At 39.9% G+C, this 16286-nt stretch carries 17 protein-coding genes; 10 read left to right on the plus strand and 7 right to left on the minus strand.

Translation table 11 applies throughout. The features are described 5' to 3' along the window. Window positions 1–26: 26 nt before the first annotated feature. Both HGD76_RS15625 and HGD76_RS15630 read left to right on the plus strand, forming a co-directional pair. A complete protein-coding gene (locus HGD76_RS15625) occupies window positions 27–584 on the plus strand; it encodes a TolB family protein (RefSeq protein ID WP_168696329.1) in 558 nt (185 codons plus the stop codon). Between the two features lie 109 nt (window positions 585–693). Further along, window positions 694–1218 (plus strand): TolB family protein, encoded by a 525-nt coding sequence (locus HGD76_RS15630; RefSeq protein WP_015081407.1) that lies wholly within the window; start codon window positions 694–696, stop codon window positions 1216–1218. Here HGD76_RS15630 and HGD76_RS25915 read toward each other — a convergent pair whose 3' ends face one another. Together HGD76_RS25915 and HGD76_RS15635 are read right to left on the minus strand one after the other, a co-directional pair. Continuing rightward, the gene (locus HGD76_RS25915; protein WP_267904252.1) at window positions 1219–1341 is read right to left on the minus strand and encodes a hypothetical protein; all 123 of its coding nucleotides are present in this window, start codon (window positions 1339–1341) and stop codon (window positions 1219–1221) included. 4 nt (window positions 1342–1345) lie between these two features. Beyond that, window positions 1346–2341, minus strand: coding sequence for a succinate dehydrogenase/fumarate reductase iron-sulfur subunit (locus HGD76_RS15635; protein ID WP_174782876.1), 996 nt, complete (start codon window positions 2339–2341; stop codon window positions 1346–1348). A 1234-nt stretch (window positions 2342–3575) separates the two neighbouring features. Here HGD76_RS15635 and HGD76_RS15640 point away from each other — a divergent pair. Then, window positions 3576–4001: an AbrB/MazE/SpoVT family DNA-binding domain-containing protein gene (locus tag HGD76_RS15640; RefSeq protein ID WP_015081404.1), complete on the plus strand. Its 426-nt coding sequence runs from the start codon at window positions 3576–3578 to the stop codon at window positions 3999–4001. 197 nt (window positions 4002–4198) lie between these two features. After that, window positions 4199–5068 carry a CPBP family intramembrane glutamic endopeptidase gene (locus tag HGD76_RS15645; protein WP_210967793.1) on the plus strand — a complete coding sequence of 290 codons (870 nt, stop codon included), beginning with the start codon at window positions 4199–4201 and terminating at the stop codon, window positions 5066–5068. A gap of 50 nt (window positions 5069–5118) precedes the next feature. Here HGD76_RS15645 and HGD76_RS15650 read toward each other — a convergent pair whose 3' ends face one another. Further along, window positions 5119–5502, minus strand: coding sequence for a hypothetical protein (locus HGD76_RS15650; RefSeq protein WP_148760914.1), 384 nt, complete (start codon window positions 5500–5502; stop codon window positions 5119–5121). Window positions 5503–5694: 192 nt separating this feature from the next. On the opposite strand from HGD76_RS15650, the gene hslO reads away from it, so the two are divergent. Together hslO and HGD76_RS15660 are read left to right on the plus strand one after the other, a co-directional pair. Next, on the plus strand, window positions 5695–6600 hold the full coding sequence (gene hslO / locus HGD76_RS15655) for an Hsp33 family molecular chaperone HslO (RefSeq protein ID WP_015081401.1): 906 nt from the start codon (window positions 5695–5697) through the stop codon (window positions 6598–6600). A gap of 164 nt (window positions 6601–6764) precedes the next feature. Beyond that, window positions 6765–8840 (plus strand): chromosome segregation ATPase, encoded by a 2076-nt coding sequence (locus HGD76_RS15660; protein WP_168696330.1) that lies wholly within the window; start codon window positions 6765–6767, stop codon window positions 8838–8840. A gap of 184 nt (window positions 8841–9024) precedes the next feature. On the opposite strand, the gene crtD is transcribed toward HGD76_RS15660, so the two are convergent. Further along, window positions 9025–10539 carry a C-3',4' desaturase CrtD gene (crtD, locus tag HGD76_RS15665; RefSeq protein WP_168696331.1) on the minus strand — a complete coding sequence of 505 codons (1515 nt, stop codon included), beginning with the start codon at window positions 10537–10539 and terminating at the stop codon, window positions 9025–9027. A 237-nt stretch (window positions 10540–10776) separates the two neighbouring features. On the opposite strand from crtD, the gene HGD76_RS15670 reads away from it, so the two are divergent. Together HGD76_RS15670 and HGD76_RS15675 are read left to right on the plus strand one after the other, a co-directional pair. Then, on the plus strand, window positions 10777–11484 hold the full coding sequence (locus tag HGD76_RS15670; RefSeq protein WP_168696332.1) for a hypothetical protein: 708 nt from the start codon (window positions 10777–10779) through the stop codon (window positions 11482–11484). Between the two features lie 409 nt (window positions 11485–11893). Beyond that, entirely contained in the window at window positions 11894–13171 is a 1278-nt protein-coding gene (locus HGD76_RS15675; RefSeq protein WP_168696333.1) for a M16 family metallopeptidase, read from the plus strand. Between the two features lie 7 nt (window positions 13172–13178). Here HGD76_RS15675 and HGD76_RS25920 read toward each other — a convergent pair whose 3' ends face one another. Next, the gene (locus HGD76_RS25920; RefSeq protein ID WP_256380188.1) at window positions 13179–13304 is read right to left on the minus strand and encodes a hypothetical protein; all 126 of its coding nucleotides are present in this window, start codon (window positions 13302–13304) and stop codon (window positions 13179–13181) included. A 114-nt stretch (window positions 13305–13418) separates the two neighbouring features. Here HGD76_RS25920 and ffh point away from each other — a divergent pair, with 114 nt between their 5' ends. Both ffh and HGD76_RS15690 read left to right on the plus strand, forming a co-directional pair. Beyond that, a complete protein-coding gene (gene ffh / locus HGD76_RS15685; protein ID WP_168696334.1) occupies window positions 13419–14867 on the plus strand; it encodes a signal recognition particle protein in 1449 nt (482 codons plus the stop codon). Between the two features lie 190 nt (window positions 14868–15057). Continuing rightward, complete coding sequence (locus HGD76_RS15690) at window positions 15058–15636, plus strand: Uma2 family endonuclease (RefSeq protein WP_168696335.1); 579 nt, start codon at window positions 15058–15060, stop codon at window positions 15634–15636. 50 nt (window positions 15637–15686) lie between these two features. Here HGD76_RS15690 and HGD76_RS15695 read toward each other — a convergent pair whose 3' ends face one another. Together HGD76_RS15695 and HGD76_RS15700 are read right to left on the minus strand one after the other, a co-directional pair. Continuing rightward, window positions 15687–15875 carry a cyanobactin biosynthesis PatC/TenC/TruC family protein gene (locus HGD76_RS15695; protein WP_233466891.1) on the minus strand — a complete coding sequence of 63 codons (189 nt, stop codon included), beginning with the start codon at window positions 15873–15875 and terminating at the stop codon, window positions 15687–15689. A 14-nt stretch (window positions 15876–15889) separates the two neighbouring features. Further along, window positions 15890–16093: a cyanobactin biosynthesis system PatB/AcyB/McaB family protein gene (locus HGD76_RS15700; protein ID WP_015081394.1), complete on the minus strand. Its 204-nt coding sequence runs from the start codon at window positions 16091–16093 to the stop codon at window positions 15890–15892. Window positions 16094–16286 lie beyond the last annotated feature (193 nt).

Genomic DNA, 16286 nt, shown 5'->3' on the forward strand with positions numbered 1-16286 from the left:
TGGGGTGGACGACGGAAAACAGTAATGTGAAAACATTTACACCTAGCTTCTGGCTCCAACAGTCTATTTATTGGAGCCTAATTTTTGGACTGACAAGTTTACTAATATCTTGTGCTGCTGATAATATCCCCATGGGAGTAACTTCTCTGAATAGCCGATATACTGAAGAACAACCGGCAATGAGTGGTAATGGCCGTTTTTTGGCTTTTATTTCCAATCGTTCTCGTCGTCAGCAGTTGTTAGTATACGATTTAGAAAATCAAAGTTTTATGCCCACACCGGGCTTAAACCGACAATCTGTAATTGCGGAAAGTCCTAGTTTGAGTTATACAGGACGCTACATTTGTTATATTACCAGTGATCAAGGTAGACCAGTTGTAGCACTCTATGATCGGGCTTCGCAAAATTCACAAATTCTGACTCCCACTTTTCGTGGTTGGGTGAGAAATCCTACTATTAGTCCTGACGGGCGTTATGTTGCGTTTGAATCTGCTGGTCGTGGACAATGGGATATTGAAGTTCTCGATAGGGGTCCAACTATTGAGTTAGATATTCCTAATGGTGCAACGGTGAATAGCAATTAAAATTTATTTTGTCTGAATCAGGATGTCCAGGATTTAAGGATTTTCAGGATTGGTAATTGGTTTGTTTATTAACCCTTTCTGCTTTTGTTCTCTGTTCCTTGTTCTCTAAATGAATTATAAATTATCAATTATTTTAATTTTATGCTCAACTCTATTAACTGGGTGTTTTGGCTATCCGCGTTTACTCAGTTACCCATTTGATTCTGGGGGTAGGAGTCTTAATAGTTTTTCATCGGAGTTAAATCCGCAAATTTCGGGGAGATATATGGTGTTTACGAGCGATCGCCGAGGCAGTCAAGATGTATATATGTTTGATACGGTGACTCGGAATTTGGTGGATTTACCGGGTTTAAATTCTTTTGATACGATTGCTTCCCATCCTGCATCATCTGATAATGGTAAATTCATTGTTTTTGCTGCTAGTCGTCAAGGACGAACACAAATTGTTTTTTATGATCGAGATGTGCGTCAATTACGAAATTTAGCTGGTGATATCCAAGGAGAAGTCCGCAATCCTACTATTAGTGCTGATGGTAGTAGAATTGCGTTTGAATATAGCAATAATGGACAATGGGATATTTTAGTTTATGACCGTTTTGGGCGAAAATTGAATATTCCTCAAGATCCCAGTTAGTCAGAGGTGCAGAGGAAAGAAATATTCTTTTGCAACTGACAACTGTACGGGCGAAGCATTTGGAGAACTATTTTTGGCAATGAGCGATAATTTATCTTCCAAATGCTTCGCCCCTACTAACAACTGACTAATCAGTATTTTGCACAGATTCGATGAGCGATCGCACTTCCTCAGTACCCTGGGATGGTTCAAAGGAAAGGGGAAATTTGCCTTTGACTAGCATTCTTAAACCTAAAGGTGCAAGACTAAGTAATCCTTGTAAATCGCGCAAATAATTACCAACTACTTGCATCCCAAATTGACGTTCATCAATCCAACCACCTTGTTTGACTAAATCTACTAAAACTTTACGGTGACGAATTGCTCGACTATCACTCGCTTCTTTGCGTTCCAGAATTTCCTGTTTAATTTTGGTGATTTGCTCTAATGGGGCAACTTCCATAGGACAAACTGAATCACAATATAGACAACGAGTACAACCCCAAACTCCTTGAGTTCCTGCGCTATAGTTTTCTAATCGTTCTTCTGTATTACTATCGCGGGAATCTGCCACCATGCGATAGGCTTTAGCTAAGGCATGGGGACCAACAAAGTCAGGATTGACTTCCAGAGCATTACATTCAGAATAACAAGCCCCACACATAATACAATTGCCCGTTTGATCAAGAAGCGATCGCTCTTGAGGCGTTTGTAAGAACTCTCTTTCGGGAACTTGTCTACTTGCTGTACTTACATAAGGGGCAACTTTCTGCAAATTATTCCAAAAACCATTCATATCCACAACCAAATCTTTAATTACAGGCATATTCCCCAAAGGTGCAACTGTAATTTCTGGAGTAGCCTGAGACTGATTTGCCAATGATGATATTTTCTCCAGTCTAGCCAGTTCACTCCCCACATTTTCCTTACAAGCCAAAGCAGAACGCCCATTAATCCGCACAGCACAACTACCACAAATTGTATTGCGGCAATTTTTGCGAAATGCTAAAGTTCCATCTTGTTCCCACTTAATCTGATTGAGACAATCCAGGATAGTATTCCCTGGTTCTACCTCCAAAACGTAGGATTTGAAAACAGGGTGAGAATTTTCTTGTTGTCGAGTAATCTTAAAAATAACTTCCATTATTATCAATCCAAATCTTGGGTTCAAATCTTCTCTATGCCTTACCCACCTCAAAATCATGAAGCTAGGGAGGGATGAAGTCCAAAGCATGAAGTATAAACAGACATTTTCTCTTATGCTTGACTTGACCGCAGCCTTCACCCTTAATCCTTTACACTTAATACTTCTTTCGTCAAGCCCTAGTTATCAAAATTCTACATCTTTAAATATATAGAAGTGTTAAAGCAAGTGAAAATCTTTCCTCATGGCTATCAAATACCCAATAGATGTGGTAAATTTATTCTTCCCCTAGACAGACGTAGATAATCTGACGAGAGCTTTGAATCTGACGGTGATCAATAATGGGGATTTTCCACCCCGGTTTTTGTTTCTAGTCACTGATAGCTGGCGTAGCGAAGCCATAGAAACTCTATAATTTAACTGATTCACTCCAAGAAAGCTAGTCGGAATTAGATTAACTTTCATAAAAGTCTTGACATTCTCCTCCTGACAGTATGAAGCCTTGGGAAAATCTCTACTGCATTTTACCTCCTCAACTCCAGCGCGTGAGATCAAAATTTAACCGAAATATGAATTTTAAATTCAAAAAATATTTTGCTATTATTATTTCATGCTAGTATTTAATAGAAAATTACGAACTAACAAAATTAGAGACAATAACCGCATAAGCGCGGCTAACACTTCTAAGTTTACTCGTAATGTAGAGACTGGAAAATTCATGTCTCTACTGGCAGAATAAAAGGGTGTATGTTCGTTAGACCACATACAAATACTAGGCTATCTTCAGCTAAAGAAGAGAATTAGGTGCAAGCCGATAACTCAAAAGCAAGTAAGATTGGCAGTGAATGTGAAAAACCTGTAATTTATTGGCTCTACGACTTTTTTGGAGTAGAACTAACCTGATTTGTAAAGGTGGCTTGAAGTTACACTGATACAACAGCGCCCAAAGAGAAAATAATTTAATTTCTGATGGCCAATGATGGTTAAAAGCGCAGTAAAATTACTGAAATAAATGTTTGTGGTAACTATGACTTAGAAACCTATTATAGATAACTATGATAGAGTCATTCGTTGCTTCCATATCAGCAGGAATTCACCCATCACCCTCATGTTTTGTTTATTTCTGAAGTCCAGTTGCGCTGATTGCTCAATACTGGACTCACAAGAAAATTTTTAAATGGCTAACGCCATGCTACGCTATCAATTTGAAGAGATTAAGGAAAATTAGAACATAATGGCTGAAACCGCAACTGCCCCATTAACTGGAAAAACATTACTAGCGAAAGTTAAAGAACTTTCCACTTTACCACGTCGGGAAAGAGCAAAGCAATGTGGTTATTACACCGTTACTAAAAATAGCCAAGTTCGGGTTAATTTAACAGACTTTTATGATGCTTTATTGTCAGCTAGAGGCATTCCCCTCAGCCCAGAAGCACCAAAAGATGGACGTGGCCGCGAACCGACATACCGGGTTAGTGTTCATCAAAATGGTCAAATTGTGATTGGTGCAACTTACACCAAAGCGATGAACCTAAAGCCCGGTGATGAATTTGAAATTAGACTAGGTTACAAACATATTCACTTGATTCAACTTGGTGAAGGTGACAAACAATTAACCCAGTCAGATGATGGTGCTGATGAATCAGACGCAGAAGAATAAATTTTTTCACCTATCAGGGCTAGTTTTTCCGTTAATGCTGAAAAATTTATCCCTAAAGCTACCGCTAATTAGTAGCTGTAGTTAAATAATTTCAGTGGCATAAGACATAAAAAACGTTTTGGCCTCTTCCATTAGTCACAAATTCTAGTAGAGTCTTGATGAATAATCAAGAAATCTGTTGTTGCAGGAAGTTAGTCATGTTTTTTATGTCTATTGCGCTGTCATTTTTAGAGTTATCGGCCAATCCTTTGCTGGAGTTTCTCAAAGATACACCAGTATTTTTGGTCATGGCTTTTTTTATTGTTTGGATAGGTTGCTGGTTGCCATTGGTAGCAATTTTAGCCATTACCTTAAATTGGCAAATACATAAATCTTTACAACCTGAGCAAAAAATTCCTTTATTAGTATCTCTCTATTTATTAGTACCCCTAATTCTCTGGGGATTCCAATGGTTGAAATTGGGTTCTTTCCCTGATTATGGATTAGTAGGGGAAGTTTCTATTTTCGCTTCTTTATTGCTAGGTTTTGGCTTGGGTGTTTTCAGTCTAGCTATCGTATTTCTTGGGCAAATTTGCGCTGGTTGGTGCTATTTAGAAAAATCTCATATTAAGTTAATACCATCTAGTTTATTGACAATTTCCCTAGTGGCTTTGTTTGTGGGGGGAATCGAAGAACTGGTATTTCGGGGATTTATATTCACTCAATTAGAACAAAATTATTCAATTTGGTTAGCTGCAATTATTTCTAGCTCGATTTTTGCTGTCTTACATTTGGTCTGGGAACAAACAGAAACTCTTCCTCAACTGCCTGGATTATGGCTCATGGGTATGGTATTGGTATTAGCCAGATTAGCTGATGGGCATAATTTAGGGATAGCTTGGGGACTTCATGCTGGTTGGGTATGGGCGATCGCTACTATAGATACAGCAGGATTAATCACCTATACAGATAAAGTTTCTGCATGGGTGACAGGTATCAATAAAAAACCCCTCGCGGGGTTAACAGGAATTATGTGTGTTTCGGCGACGGGGGGAGTGCTTTTATGGGTATCTGGAATTTTTAACTAGTGTTTTTCGCGCAAAGTCGCAAAGAAGCAAAGGCGCAAAGAATAGAAGAATTACTTGATTGTGGTTAAGAATTGGCGTAAGCTGACTAAGCTCAGGGTTTGTCCTAAGTTTAGGGGTAGGATGGATATGCCTTCTAATCGGGATTGTATCCAGCCTTCTCCCCAGTACCATTCGTGAAAGCCGTCAATGCCTCCACTCAGTAGTAAGCGCAGGCAATTGGGTTTTACTACGTCTACTCGATGATGAATGGATATGGGCCCTGTGTGAGTAGTAAATTCAAATCCTGACGGTAATTCTGTGGGCATTTCTGGGGGGAAACTTTGCCCCAATAGCCATTTTTTTAGTTGTGCAGGATGCAAAATACTGTCATGAATGGCATTGGCTGATGCTGCGATTTCAATACGGATTTGGCTTTGTTGAAATGTACCTAGCATAGTAATTAGTAATTGGTAATTGGTAATTGGTAATTGGTAATTGGTAATTGGGTAATTTCCTTCTTCCTTCCTTCCTTCTTCCTTCTTTCTTCCTCCTCTCCTGACTCCTGACTCCTGACTCCTTCTTCCTTCTTCTGACTCGAAACAACTTAGAATATAAAAGTCATCTTGTAAAGAATTGTAAGGTTTTTCATGGCAGATCAATTGATTCGTGCGACTGCGGCGGATGGTGGTATTAAGGCTGTAGGCGTGATTACCACCCGGTTAACAGAAGAGGCTAGACAACGCCATAAATTATCTTATGTGGCTACAGCAGCTTTGGGAAGAAGTATGGCGGCTGGTTTGTTGATGGCTTCCAGTATGAAACGGGTCGGTTCTAGGGTAAATGTGCGAGTTAAGGGCGATGGTCTTTTAGGTGGTATATTGGCAGATGCGGGCTTAGATGGCACTGTTAGGGGCTATGTTGGTAATCCCTCTGTGGAATTGCCTCCCAATGATCAGGGTAAACTAGATGTTGGGGGGGCAGTGGGTACAGGTTTTCTTTATGTAGTCCGCGATATTGGCCATGGCTTTCCTTACTCTAGTACGGTAGAACTTGTTTCTGGGGAAATAGGTGACGATGTTGCTCACTATTTAGCAAATTCTGAACAAACTCCTTCCGCTTTAGTTTTGGGTGTGTTTGTGGGAGAACAGGGTGTGACGGCTGCCGGAGGAATATTGATACAGGTGTTACCGAAAGCTGCGAGGGATGAGGAGTTAGTGGCTACATTAGAATCACGGGTTTCGGCTTTATCCGGGTTTACGCCATTACTGCAAGCAGGTAAAACACTGATAGAAATTTTTAACGATTTGTTAGGAGATATGGGATTGAACATATTTCCGGAAACTCAGATGTTACGCTTTCATTGTGGCTGCTCTTTTGATCGGGTGCTAGGGGCGCTGAAAATATTGGGAGAAGCGGAACTACAAGACATGATTGTGAAAGATAATGGTGCAGAAGCAACTTGTGAGTTTTGCGGTAATATTTATCAAGCAAGTAGTGATGATTTAACCCAGTTAATTGGAGATTTGCAAAGAGAATCTGCAATTTCTGGTTAATGTAACTAGTCACACTCAAACCAAAAAACAGTAATGTTATTGATGAGGGTGATGAATTTCTCGGATGGGTTTTTCTAGATGGGAAAGTTAGGATAGCAAACATAAAATTATCTATATTGATCTACCTACTTTCATATCGCTATTCAATTAGTGTGGTGTGAGCAATGACAGAGCGGGATATTCCAGATAATTGGTCTTCGGACCAAGCAGGAGAACCAATTGGGTTTGAACCCAACTATATATCAAATAATCAAACTGCTGATACTGCTGCAATTGGTGCTAATTCTCAGTCCATGAAGAAAAGCAAAAAGCCAGATGGCACAGGTTTGGCGATAAATGATAATTCAGAATCTACTTTTAATCTCAGTGTTTTAATTGAGAAATTGCCCCCTTGGACTAAAAATTGGGTAGTTTGGGCAGCAGTATTAACTTTAATTCCTGGAAGTATGGGTTTTCTCGCTCTATCCATCCTGTTTAAGTTACCATCTGCCCCTAATTGTCCACAGATTTTCTGGCCTTTGGCTAGTGCGTCAGTGAGGGTACACTGCGCTCAGTTGGCGGCTTCTAAGCAAACTATTAATGATTTGCTGCAAGCGATTACTCTCGTCAAGCAATTACCAGAAAATCACCCACTACGAGGCGAAATTAATCGTCTTTTGGAGGAATGGTCACGGGATATTTTAAAATTAGCTGATCAGAGTTTCCAAGGAGGGAATTTGGAGGAAGCGATCGCTACAGCCCGAAAAATTCCTCCTGATGTCAAGGTTAGTGAACTGGTTGAAGAACAAATTCAAAAATGGCAAACGATTTGGTCAAAGGCTGAAGGAATTTACCAAGAAGCTGAAAAAGAATTGCGTCAACGACATTGGCAATCGGCTTTTATGCTCACAGCTAAATTACTGCGGGTAGATAATAAATACTGGGCAAGCACTAAATATGATCAATTAAATAACATTATTGTTACAGCGCGGGAAGATGGGGATAAACTTTACAAAGCAGAAGATTTAGCAAAGAGTCGCAATTTAGATAATTTACTCAAAGCTATTAAACTAGCTGAGGCGATTAAACCGGATAGTTATTTATATCAAAAAGCCAAAGAGTTAATATCAGGATTTGCTCGAAAAATGCTCACACTCGCACAAGCAAAGATGAAAGAGCGAAATGCGGATGCAGCATTGGAAATTGCCCGACAAATTCCGCCTATTCCTGAATTACAAGCGGAAGTTGATGATTTTATGGTTTTGGGTGAAGCCCAAAGAAGTGCTTTTATTGGGACTGCGGCTGGGTTAGAAACTGCTATTTCTCAAGCTCAACAAATAGATGCTTCTAGGGATGTTTATAATGAGGCACAACAATTAATTGCGCGTTGGCAATTAGAAATTGAAGATGTTTCTCGGTTAGAAAAAGCCCGAAATCTCGCCAGTCAAGGCACGGTTAATGATTTAACAGCAGCTATTTCGGAAGTACAGCTAATTCCTGGGAATAATCCCCGTGGTACAGAAGCCCGTCAAGAAATTGGCCGTTGGCGTGGACAAGTGGAAACGATTGAAGATAGACCATATTTAGATCGGGCAGAACAAATAGCCATCGGTGAGGATGTTAACTCATTGCAAACAGCGATCGCTGAACTTAATCAAATTCGTTCTGGACGAGCATTATATCCAGAAGCCAGAAAAAAGATGAGGCTATGGACGGCTAAAATTGAGCGCATTCAAGATCAACCATATTTAGATCAAGCCAAGGCATTAGCCGACAGTGGTAATTTAACAACGGCTATTAGTGAAGCCCAAAAAATCGCCTCTTCAGGACGCGCTTTATCAAGTGAAGCCCAATCATCTATAGATACTTGGCAAGACCAAATTCGCGCTAAAGACAGTTGGCAAAAGGCCAAGCAAGTTGCAGTTACTGGCACACCAGAAGCTTTAGTTCAAGCTATCCAGTTGGCCAACCGTGTATCTAGTCGTAACAGTTTACGTTTAGATGTGAATATTGCTATTGACCAGTGGAGTCAACAGTTGTTAGAAATGGCACGTTCTCAAAGTGAAGTGGATGTCGCCAAAGCAATTGATACGGCTAAGTTAATCCCTCGTGGTAGTAGTGCTTATACTGATGCTGAAGAACAAATTAAGACTTGGCGGCAACTTATGATTCCCAAATCACCACCTAGTCCGTCTGTGGAATCTACACCAGAACAAACACCAACAATTCCAGAATCTCAGCCTTTAGCAAGTCCTAATTAATGGATAATTTTGCTAATTTTAAGTATAAATTAGTCTCACGCCAAGGCGCAAAGATTAAGATTGAGGAATCCTTGATTTTTCAATTTCATACTTAAATTTAGCAACGTGTTGATTTTGAATCACTAACTATTCTGTGCGCTCTCTTATCCGCCTCTGGAGTGCCTCTGCGTGATAAAAAAGAATTCTACCCTTGAGCTTGAATTTGTCTAACTACCGTCAAAGCTGAATAACTAACTCCCGCAGTTCCTTCTCCAGGATGTGTAGAATCACCAACTAACCACAAATTATTAATGGGAGTCCGATTAGCAAAACCAAAGGGTCCAAAAGTAGGAATTCTTTGACCAATACCGCCCACAATTCCCTTTTCTCTGCCTGTATAATGAGCAAAGGTGCGAGGTGTGGCTGCTTCTACATAAATGATAGTTTCTGGCTTTAAATAGAAATATTCAGAAAGTTTGGATATTGCTTCTTGGGTGAATTTTTGCTTTAACTCTTCATAATTTTGAGTTTCCCACCAGGTCGTAAAATCAACAAAGGAAGAAGCGATAATTGTGGCTTTTCCTAATGGTGCGCGGCCATCTCCTTCATGACTCACAGATACAAATAGAGAATTGTTTTCTCCAATGGGTTTATTTACATCATATAAAAATTGTAAATGCGGTGGACAATTATGAGGAATTGCACTTTTATCTACACCTAAATAAACTACAAATGCACCGGAAGGAGGAGGTAATTTTTCTACTCTTTGTTTATATCCAGATGGCGCATTTTCTCCTAATAATTGGACTAAGTTTTGAACGGTGACATTACCAATGATATGATCTGCTGATTCTGTCCAAGTTTCCCCGGTTTTCTGATTTTTAATAACTACCGCTTTAGCTTGGTTATTTTCAACTTCGATTTTTTCGACCGTGTGGCGCATCAATAGTTTACCACTATCTCGTTCTAAAGATTCTACCAAGCGATCGCTCAATACTTGCATACTTCCTTGGAGATGAAATAACCCTTGGGGTAATTGGGATACACTCAAAGCCGTTGCTGCATAAAGTAAAGCCGTTTCTTCCGCACTAACTTGAGAATATAACTTGAGTTGTAAATCTAAAAATGTCCGCAGTCTTTGATCATTTCCTAAACCATATAATCGCAAAGCATCGCCAACAGTAAATAAGGTGAAAGGTGCAGTTATAAATGTACTCGGACGGACAGCTTTGATTAATTGTCCCAAATCCCATAAATTCCGGGGTGGTAAAACAGGGTCACGTCCTTGAAATTCCCAACTAGCATTAAATAAAGTGGTTAATAATTGCCAAAAAGGTTCACTTCCCGGAAACTGTTTTTGGCGTTCTGCTTGCCATTTTTGAGAATCACGCCAGACATTAATGGGTGTGGACTCTCCTGGAAGATATACAGCACAGGCTGGGTCGCAAGGTGTAGCTGCGGGTAATTCTATATTTAATTCTGAGAAAATGCGGTGATGAATTCCCCCAGGTTCTAAACCTGCAACTTGCGTCGCACCAACATCAAAGGTAAATCCCTGACGTTTGAATGTGGAAGCGCAACCACCGGGAACTATGGCTTGGTCGAGGATAAGGACGTTATAACCTCTATGGGATAATAATGCCCCGGCTGTAAGTCCACCTATACCCGCACCGATGACGATAATGCGGGATTGACTTTTTGTGTGAGTAGGATTTGTCATAATTCTTAATATTACTAATTATTAGTTTACAATAAATCAATCTCTAAAGCTAAAAGTTAGATTCCCTACTTCTCCAAGAAGTAGAGAATCTGGACAATTGTTAATTAAGTATAAGCACTGTATACTCAGGTTGATTACTGATTATTTAGATCAATAATTACAAATACGTTACTTTTCACTTATACTAGATTGGACAGTGTTTATACTGTTAATCAATTCAGCCATAACCAGAAGTGTATGAGTAATAGTTTACAACTCACAGAAATAGCAATTTCTCTCGTAGCGAAAAATCTCAATCCCGCAGTTCTCAACCCAGATTTCCTCAAATATACAGGGATTATTCCTTCAGACTGGGAACTAGCAAATCAACCAGTTTACAATAATAATTTAGTTCAGTTGGTTTATAAAAACGGTGTGGGAATCATTGTTCAACCTAACCGACTGAATGTGTTAGAGATGATAGCAGGGAAACCACCAGCAGAAATTCAACTTGCCACAGTTGCACGACAATTGGTTGAAAAATTATCCCAAGTAGAGTATCAAGCAGTAGGAATTAACCCCAAAGCAGTTGTCGGTTTTACATCAGAAGCAGATGCTTATCAATATATATGCGGTAAACTTCTAGCCCCAGGTTCTTGGCAGGAATTTGGAGGAAGTAAAGTCAATGCTGGATTAGAGTTAAGTTATCCCTTAAAACGGGGAGTTCTGAATTTAGCTATTAATCAAGTAAATGTCCAGTTTGGGGAACAGGTAACACCAGCTATTTTATTTTCTGGTAACTTGAATTATCCTCTCACCGGAAATACCGTTGCGGAAAGAATACAAGACTTACAACAAATAATTGCTAATTGGCAAAATGATGTCAACATTTTCCAGCAATTGTTAGTCGAGAAATTCTTATCATCTTCCCCAGCACAACAAATCAGTGCTTCAGTATTTTCATAATGAATAAATAAGTAGTGTAGAGACATTTCTTATTTTTCTATTGTGTGGGTTGGGCATTTGTCCCAACCTAATTATTCTTGAATAAATTTAGGACTTACGCAAAACATCTCTCCAATCCTCATTTCTCCGTGACCTCTGTGCCTCTGTGGTTCGTTATTCCATGAGTCTTGCGTAAGTCCTAAAATTAATTATTAATTAGGCATGATAAATGATAAGTTAGTTTCGGAGAATCCAGGGAATAATACTTACTATATACAACAATTTATAGAGAAAATAAATGAGGTTTGAGACTAAGGAAAAAACTAATCAATAAGATTCTTAACTTCTTTCAAAAGTCTTGACAATGTTTACACCATCAAGAAAGTTGTAAGATATAGGAAGTAACAAAGCTCTTCACTCACCACAAGCAATGACATCAACTCTGCTAAATTTTCCGCGTCTTAACGCACCCACTTTGCACCATCTGCCAAATGGTTTAACCATTATCGCCGAACAAATGCCAATAGACGCGGTTAATCTCAATTTATGGGTCAAAACCGGTTCAGCAATGGAGTCAGATGCGATTAATGGCATGGCTCACTTTTTAGAACACATGATTTTTAAGGGTACACAGAAGTTAATTAGTGGTGAATTTGAGCGCCGGATTGAAGAGCGCGGTGCTGTCACTAATGCTGCCACCAGCCAAGATTATACACACTATTATACCACAACTGCCCCTAAAGATTTTGCCGAATTAGCACCTTTACAAATAGATGTTGTTTGTAATCCTAGTATTCCTGATGATGCTTTTGAACGAGAACGTTTAGTAGTTTTAGAAGAAATTAGACGTTCTGAGGATAACCCCCGGCGGCGAATTTCTCGTCATGTCATGGAAACCGCTTTTGATTCCTTACCCTATCGTCGTCCCGTACTTGGACCAGAAGCAGTTGTTGCTCAAGTTAAACCGCAACAAATGCGAGATTTTCATGCTCATTGGTATCAACCTCAGTCAATTACAGCAGTCGCTGTGGGTAATTTACCAGTAGAAGAATTAGTAGAAATTATCGCCGAAGAATTTAGTAAAAATTATCAACAAACAACCAACAAACTAACATCAATAGCAGCAATTCCTGAACCTGCATTTACAGAAATAGTCCGCAGGGAAGTTGTTGATGAAACTCTTCAACAAGCCAGACTAGTAATGATGTGGCGAGTACCTGGATTGATGGAATTAGATGAAACTTATGCACTTGATGTTTTAGCAGGAATTTTAGGACATGGGAGAACATCTAGATTAGTGCGAGATTTACGGGAAGAACGGGGATTAGTATCTTCAATTTCTGTGAGTAATATGAGTAATTTATTGCAAGGTGTGTTTTCGATTTCTGCTAAATGTGATGTCGAAAATTTAGCGGTTGTGGAAGCAGGTATTATTCAACATCTTCGCACATTACAAACAGAATTTGTCAAAGAATCAGAAATTGCCCGTGTTCAACAACGTGTAGCCAATCGGTTTATATTTGGGAATGAAACACCAAGTGATCGCGCTGGGTTGTATGGTTATTATCAGTCATTAATTGGTGATTTAGAACCAGCTTTTAATTATCCCCAATATATTCAAGCACAGGCAGCAACTGATTTAATCCAAGCTGCAAAAGATTATCTTTCCCCAGATGCTTATGGTGTTGTTGTCATTAAACCTATTTAATGATTTGTCATTTGTCATTAGTCATTGGTAATCTGTTCTTAACAACTGACAACTGTACGGGCGAAGCATTTGGAGAACTATTTTTGGCAATGACCGATAATTTATCTTGCAAATGCTTCGCCCCTACTGACAACTAACCACTGTACGGGCGAAGCATTTGGAGGACTATTTTTGGCAATGACCGATAATTTATCTTCCAAATGCTTCGCCCCTACTGACAACAGACTAACTACGTTGTAACTGAATTATGTTTGATGCACTATCTGACCGTTTAGAATCCGCCTGGAAAAAACTGCGAGGACAGGATAAAATCTCCCAATCCAATATACAAGACGCTTTGCGGGAAGTGCGTCGGGCTTTATTGGAAGCAGATGTTAACCTCCAGGTAGTCAAAGATTTTATTAGCGAAGTCGAAACCAAGGCCCAGGGGGCTGAAGTTATCGCTGGTGTACGTCCTGACCAACAATTCATCAAAATTGTTTATGATGAATTAGTGCAGGTGATGGGGGAAGAAAATGTTCCCCTCGCAGAAGTTGCGGGGAAAACCACCGTTGTGTTAATGGCTGGTTTGCAAGGAACCGGTAAAACCACAGCTACCGCAAAATTAGCCTTGCATTTACGCAAACAAGACCGTAGTTGCTTATTAGTGGCTACAGACATCTATCGTCCCGCAGCTATTGACCAATTAATTACCCTTGGTAAGCAAATTGATGTCCCCGTATTTGAACTGGGAATTGCAGCAGACCCCGTAGAAATTGCCCGTCAAGGTGTGGAACGCGCCAGAGCCGAAGGCATAAATACAGTAATTATTGATACTGCCGGACGCTTGCAAATAGATGAAGATATGATGGCGGAATTAGCCCGCATCAAAGAAGTAGTCCAGCCCGATGAAACCCTGTTAGTTGTGGATGCAATGACCGGGCAAGAGGCAGCAAATCTCACGCGCACCTTCCATAACCAAATCGGCATTACTGGGGCAATCCTGACCAAAATGGATGGGGATAGCCGAGGTGGTGCGGCGTTGTCAGTGCGGCAAATTTCCGGTGCGCCGATTAAATTTGTGGGTGTGGGGGAAAAAGTCGAGGCTCTACAACCGTTTTATCCTGACCGGATGGCTTCGCGGATTTTGGGGATGGGGGATGTTCTTACTTTAGTAGAAAAAGCCCAAGAAGAGATAGATTTGGCAGATGCGGAGCAAATGCAGGAGAAAATCCTGTCAGCAAAATTTGATTTTACTGACTTTCTCAAGCAAATGCGGTTGTTGAAAAACATGGGTTCTTTGGGCGGAATTATGAAGATGATTCCGGGCATGAACAAGCTTTCTGATGACCAGTTAAAGCATGGAGAAACCCAGCTAAAACGCTGTGAAGCCATGATCAATTCCATGACGGGTAAAGAACGCCGTGACCCAGATTTATTATCGAGTTCTCCCAGTCGCCGCCGTCGAATTGCTTCTGGCTCTGGGTATAGAGAAGCGGATGTAAGCAAACTGGTAGCGGACTTCCAAAAAATGCGATCGCTCATGCAGCAAATGGGACAGGGTGGCATTCCCGGTATGGGAGGAATGTTTGGCGGTGGTAATCCCTTAGCAGCAGGTGGTAATCGTCCTTCACCCGGCTGGCGCGGTTATCCCGGTGGCGCACCACCAGCTAAGAAAAAGAAAGAGAAAAAGAAAAAAGGTTTTGGGACTCTTTAAAATTTAAGCACAAAATCCCGGATTTATTCCATAAATTCGGGATTTGCCAAATGCAATAACTACGGTGTTTGTGCAGGGTTTCAAAAACGCAAAGCGATCGCAAATCACTATAATAATTGTGAATATATTCATCAGTGCCACTGCTTGTGTTCAAAACTTTATTTACCTTTGGTAAAATGGAGCAAGATATATGACTACAATTCAGGTTAAAAGCTTCACCCTAGAAGAATATCACGAACTCATTGAAATTGGCTTTTTAAAAGAAGATGATCACATTCAACTAATTAACGGAGAATTGGTAGAAATGGTATCAAAAGGTACGGCACATGAAACTTGTTTAAGAAAGCTATTAAAGGAACTTCCAAAACTTATAGAAGATAGAGTAATTCTGCAATCTCAAGCCCCCATTAGTATACCACCCAAAAGCGAACCAGAACCAGATTTTGCCATTGTCAAAAACCGTGATGATGATTATTTTTCATCTCACCCACAAGGGAGCGATATATTGTTAGTCATAGAAGTTGCAGATTCTTCCATAGACTATGACCAAAAGGTGAAAATACCTCTTTATGCGAAAGCGGGAATACCTGATTATTGGATATTTAATTTATTAGATAATTGCTTGGAATGTTACAGTGAACCATATCAAAATAAACAGGGGATATTTGGGTATACAAATAAGCGAATTGTTTTACCTACTCAGGTTATATCTTTACCTTGGTTTACTGATTTACAGCTTGATTTAAGTAAAGTGTTTCCTGTGTATTAATTAATATCCCCAACTTCTCAAAGAAGTCGGGGATATGAAAACCGCACCAACTAACACCAAATCCGACCACGACGGAAAGGTTTATCAGGTTCAGTTTGTTGGGCTTTTTGTCTAGCCATTTCCTGCGACCAAAAACCATAATCTTCCAAACCAGTTGACAAAATATTACGTTTAATTTCTGCTGTTTGTTCGGGTTCTGGTTGACTCGAATTTGCGGGGGTTTTCTTTTGTTTACTCATAATTTTGATAACTCCTAAATTACACAACTGCAAGAAGATTTAATTTGCTGATAACTACGATTTTGAAATGCAGCGGGGTCATTATAATTAGCACCATGTAATAAGTCCATGCGAATGCTAACTAAGTCCTCGACTCTACCATGAATGACATCAACAGAACGATGAGGATAAATAATATCTGGTCTTTTTACCGGGGGGGAAAGTTTGGGTAATCTCATAATCAATTTTAGATTGTAGATTTTGGAAATTGATTTCTCATTTCCTCGTTTTTCGCGTTTCTCGTTCCCATACTCCGTATGGGAATGAATTCTAGAAGGCTCTGCCTTCTATTAAAGCAGAGTCAGAGCCTCTGTAACCGCATTCCCAGTCAGAGACTGGGAACGAGATAAACGAGATAAAAGACTTTGTTGG

This window comes from Dolichospermum flos-aquae CCAP 1403/13F (assembly GCF_012516395.1).
Lineage (GTDB): Bacteria > Cyanobacteriota > Cyanobacteriia > Cyanobacteriales > Nostocaceae > Dolichospermum > Dolichospermum lemmermannii.

Coding starts and splice junctions, on each gene's coding strand:
- HGD76_RS15670 (WP_168696332.1), top strand. CDS start 10,777: ATGAGTAATAGTTTACAACTCACAGAAATAGCAATTTCTCTCGTAGCG.
- HGD76_RS15675 (WP_168696333.1), top strand. CDS start 11,894: ATGACATCAACTCTGCTAAATTTTCCGCGTCTTAACGCACCCACTTTG.
- hslO (WP_015081401.1), top strand. CDS start 5,695: ATGGCAGATCAATTGATTCGTGCGACTGCGGCGGATGGTGGTATTAAG.
- HGD76_RS15695 (WP_233466891.1), bottom strand. CDS start 15,875: ATGAGTAAACAAAAGAAAACCCCCGCAAATTCGAGTCAACCAGAACCC.
- HGD76_RS15660 (WP_168696330.1), top strand. CDS start 6,765: ATGACAGAGCGGGATATTCCAGATAATTGGTCTTCGGACCAAGCAGGA.
- ffh (WP_168696334.1), top strand. CDS start 13,419: ATGTTTGATGCACTATCTGACCGTTTAGAATCCGCCTGGAAAAAACTG.
- HGD76_RS15650 (WP_148760914.1), bottom strand. CDS start 5,502: ATGCTAGGTACATTTCAACAAAGCCAAATCCGTATTGAAATCGCAGCA.
- HGD76_RS15690 (WP_168696335.1), top strand. CDS start 15,058: ATGACTACAATTCAGGTTAAAAGCTTCACCCTAGAAGAATATCACGAA.
- HGD76_RS15635 (WP_174782876.1), bottom strand. CDS start 2,341: ATGGAAGTTATTTTTAAGATTACTCGACAACAAGAAAATTCTCACCCT.
- HGD76_RS15700 (WP_015081394.1), bottom strand. CDS start 16,093: ATGAGATTACCCAAACTTTCCCCCCCGGTAAAAAGACCAGATATTATT.
- HGD76_RS15640 (WP_015081404.1), top strand. CDS start 3,576: ATGGCTGAAACCGCAACTGCCCCATTAACTGGAAAAACATTACTAGCG.
- crtD (WP_168696331.1), bottom strand. CDS start 10,539: ATGACAAATCCTACTCACACAAAAAGTCAATCCCGCATTATCGTCATC.
- HGD76_RS15630 (WP_015081407.1), top strand. CDS start 694: ATGAATTATAAATTATCAATTATTTTAATTTTATGCTCAACTCTATTA.
- HGD76_RS15645 (WP_210967793.1), top strand. CDS start 4,199: ATGTTTTTTATGTCTATTGCGCTGTCATTTTTAGAGTTATCGGCCAAT.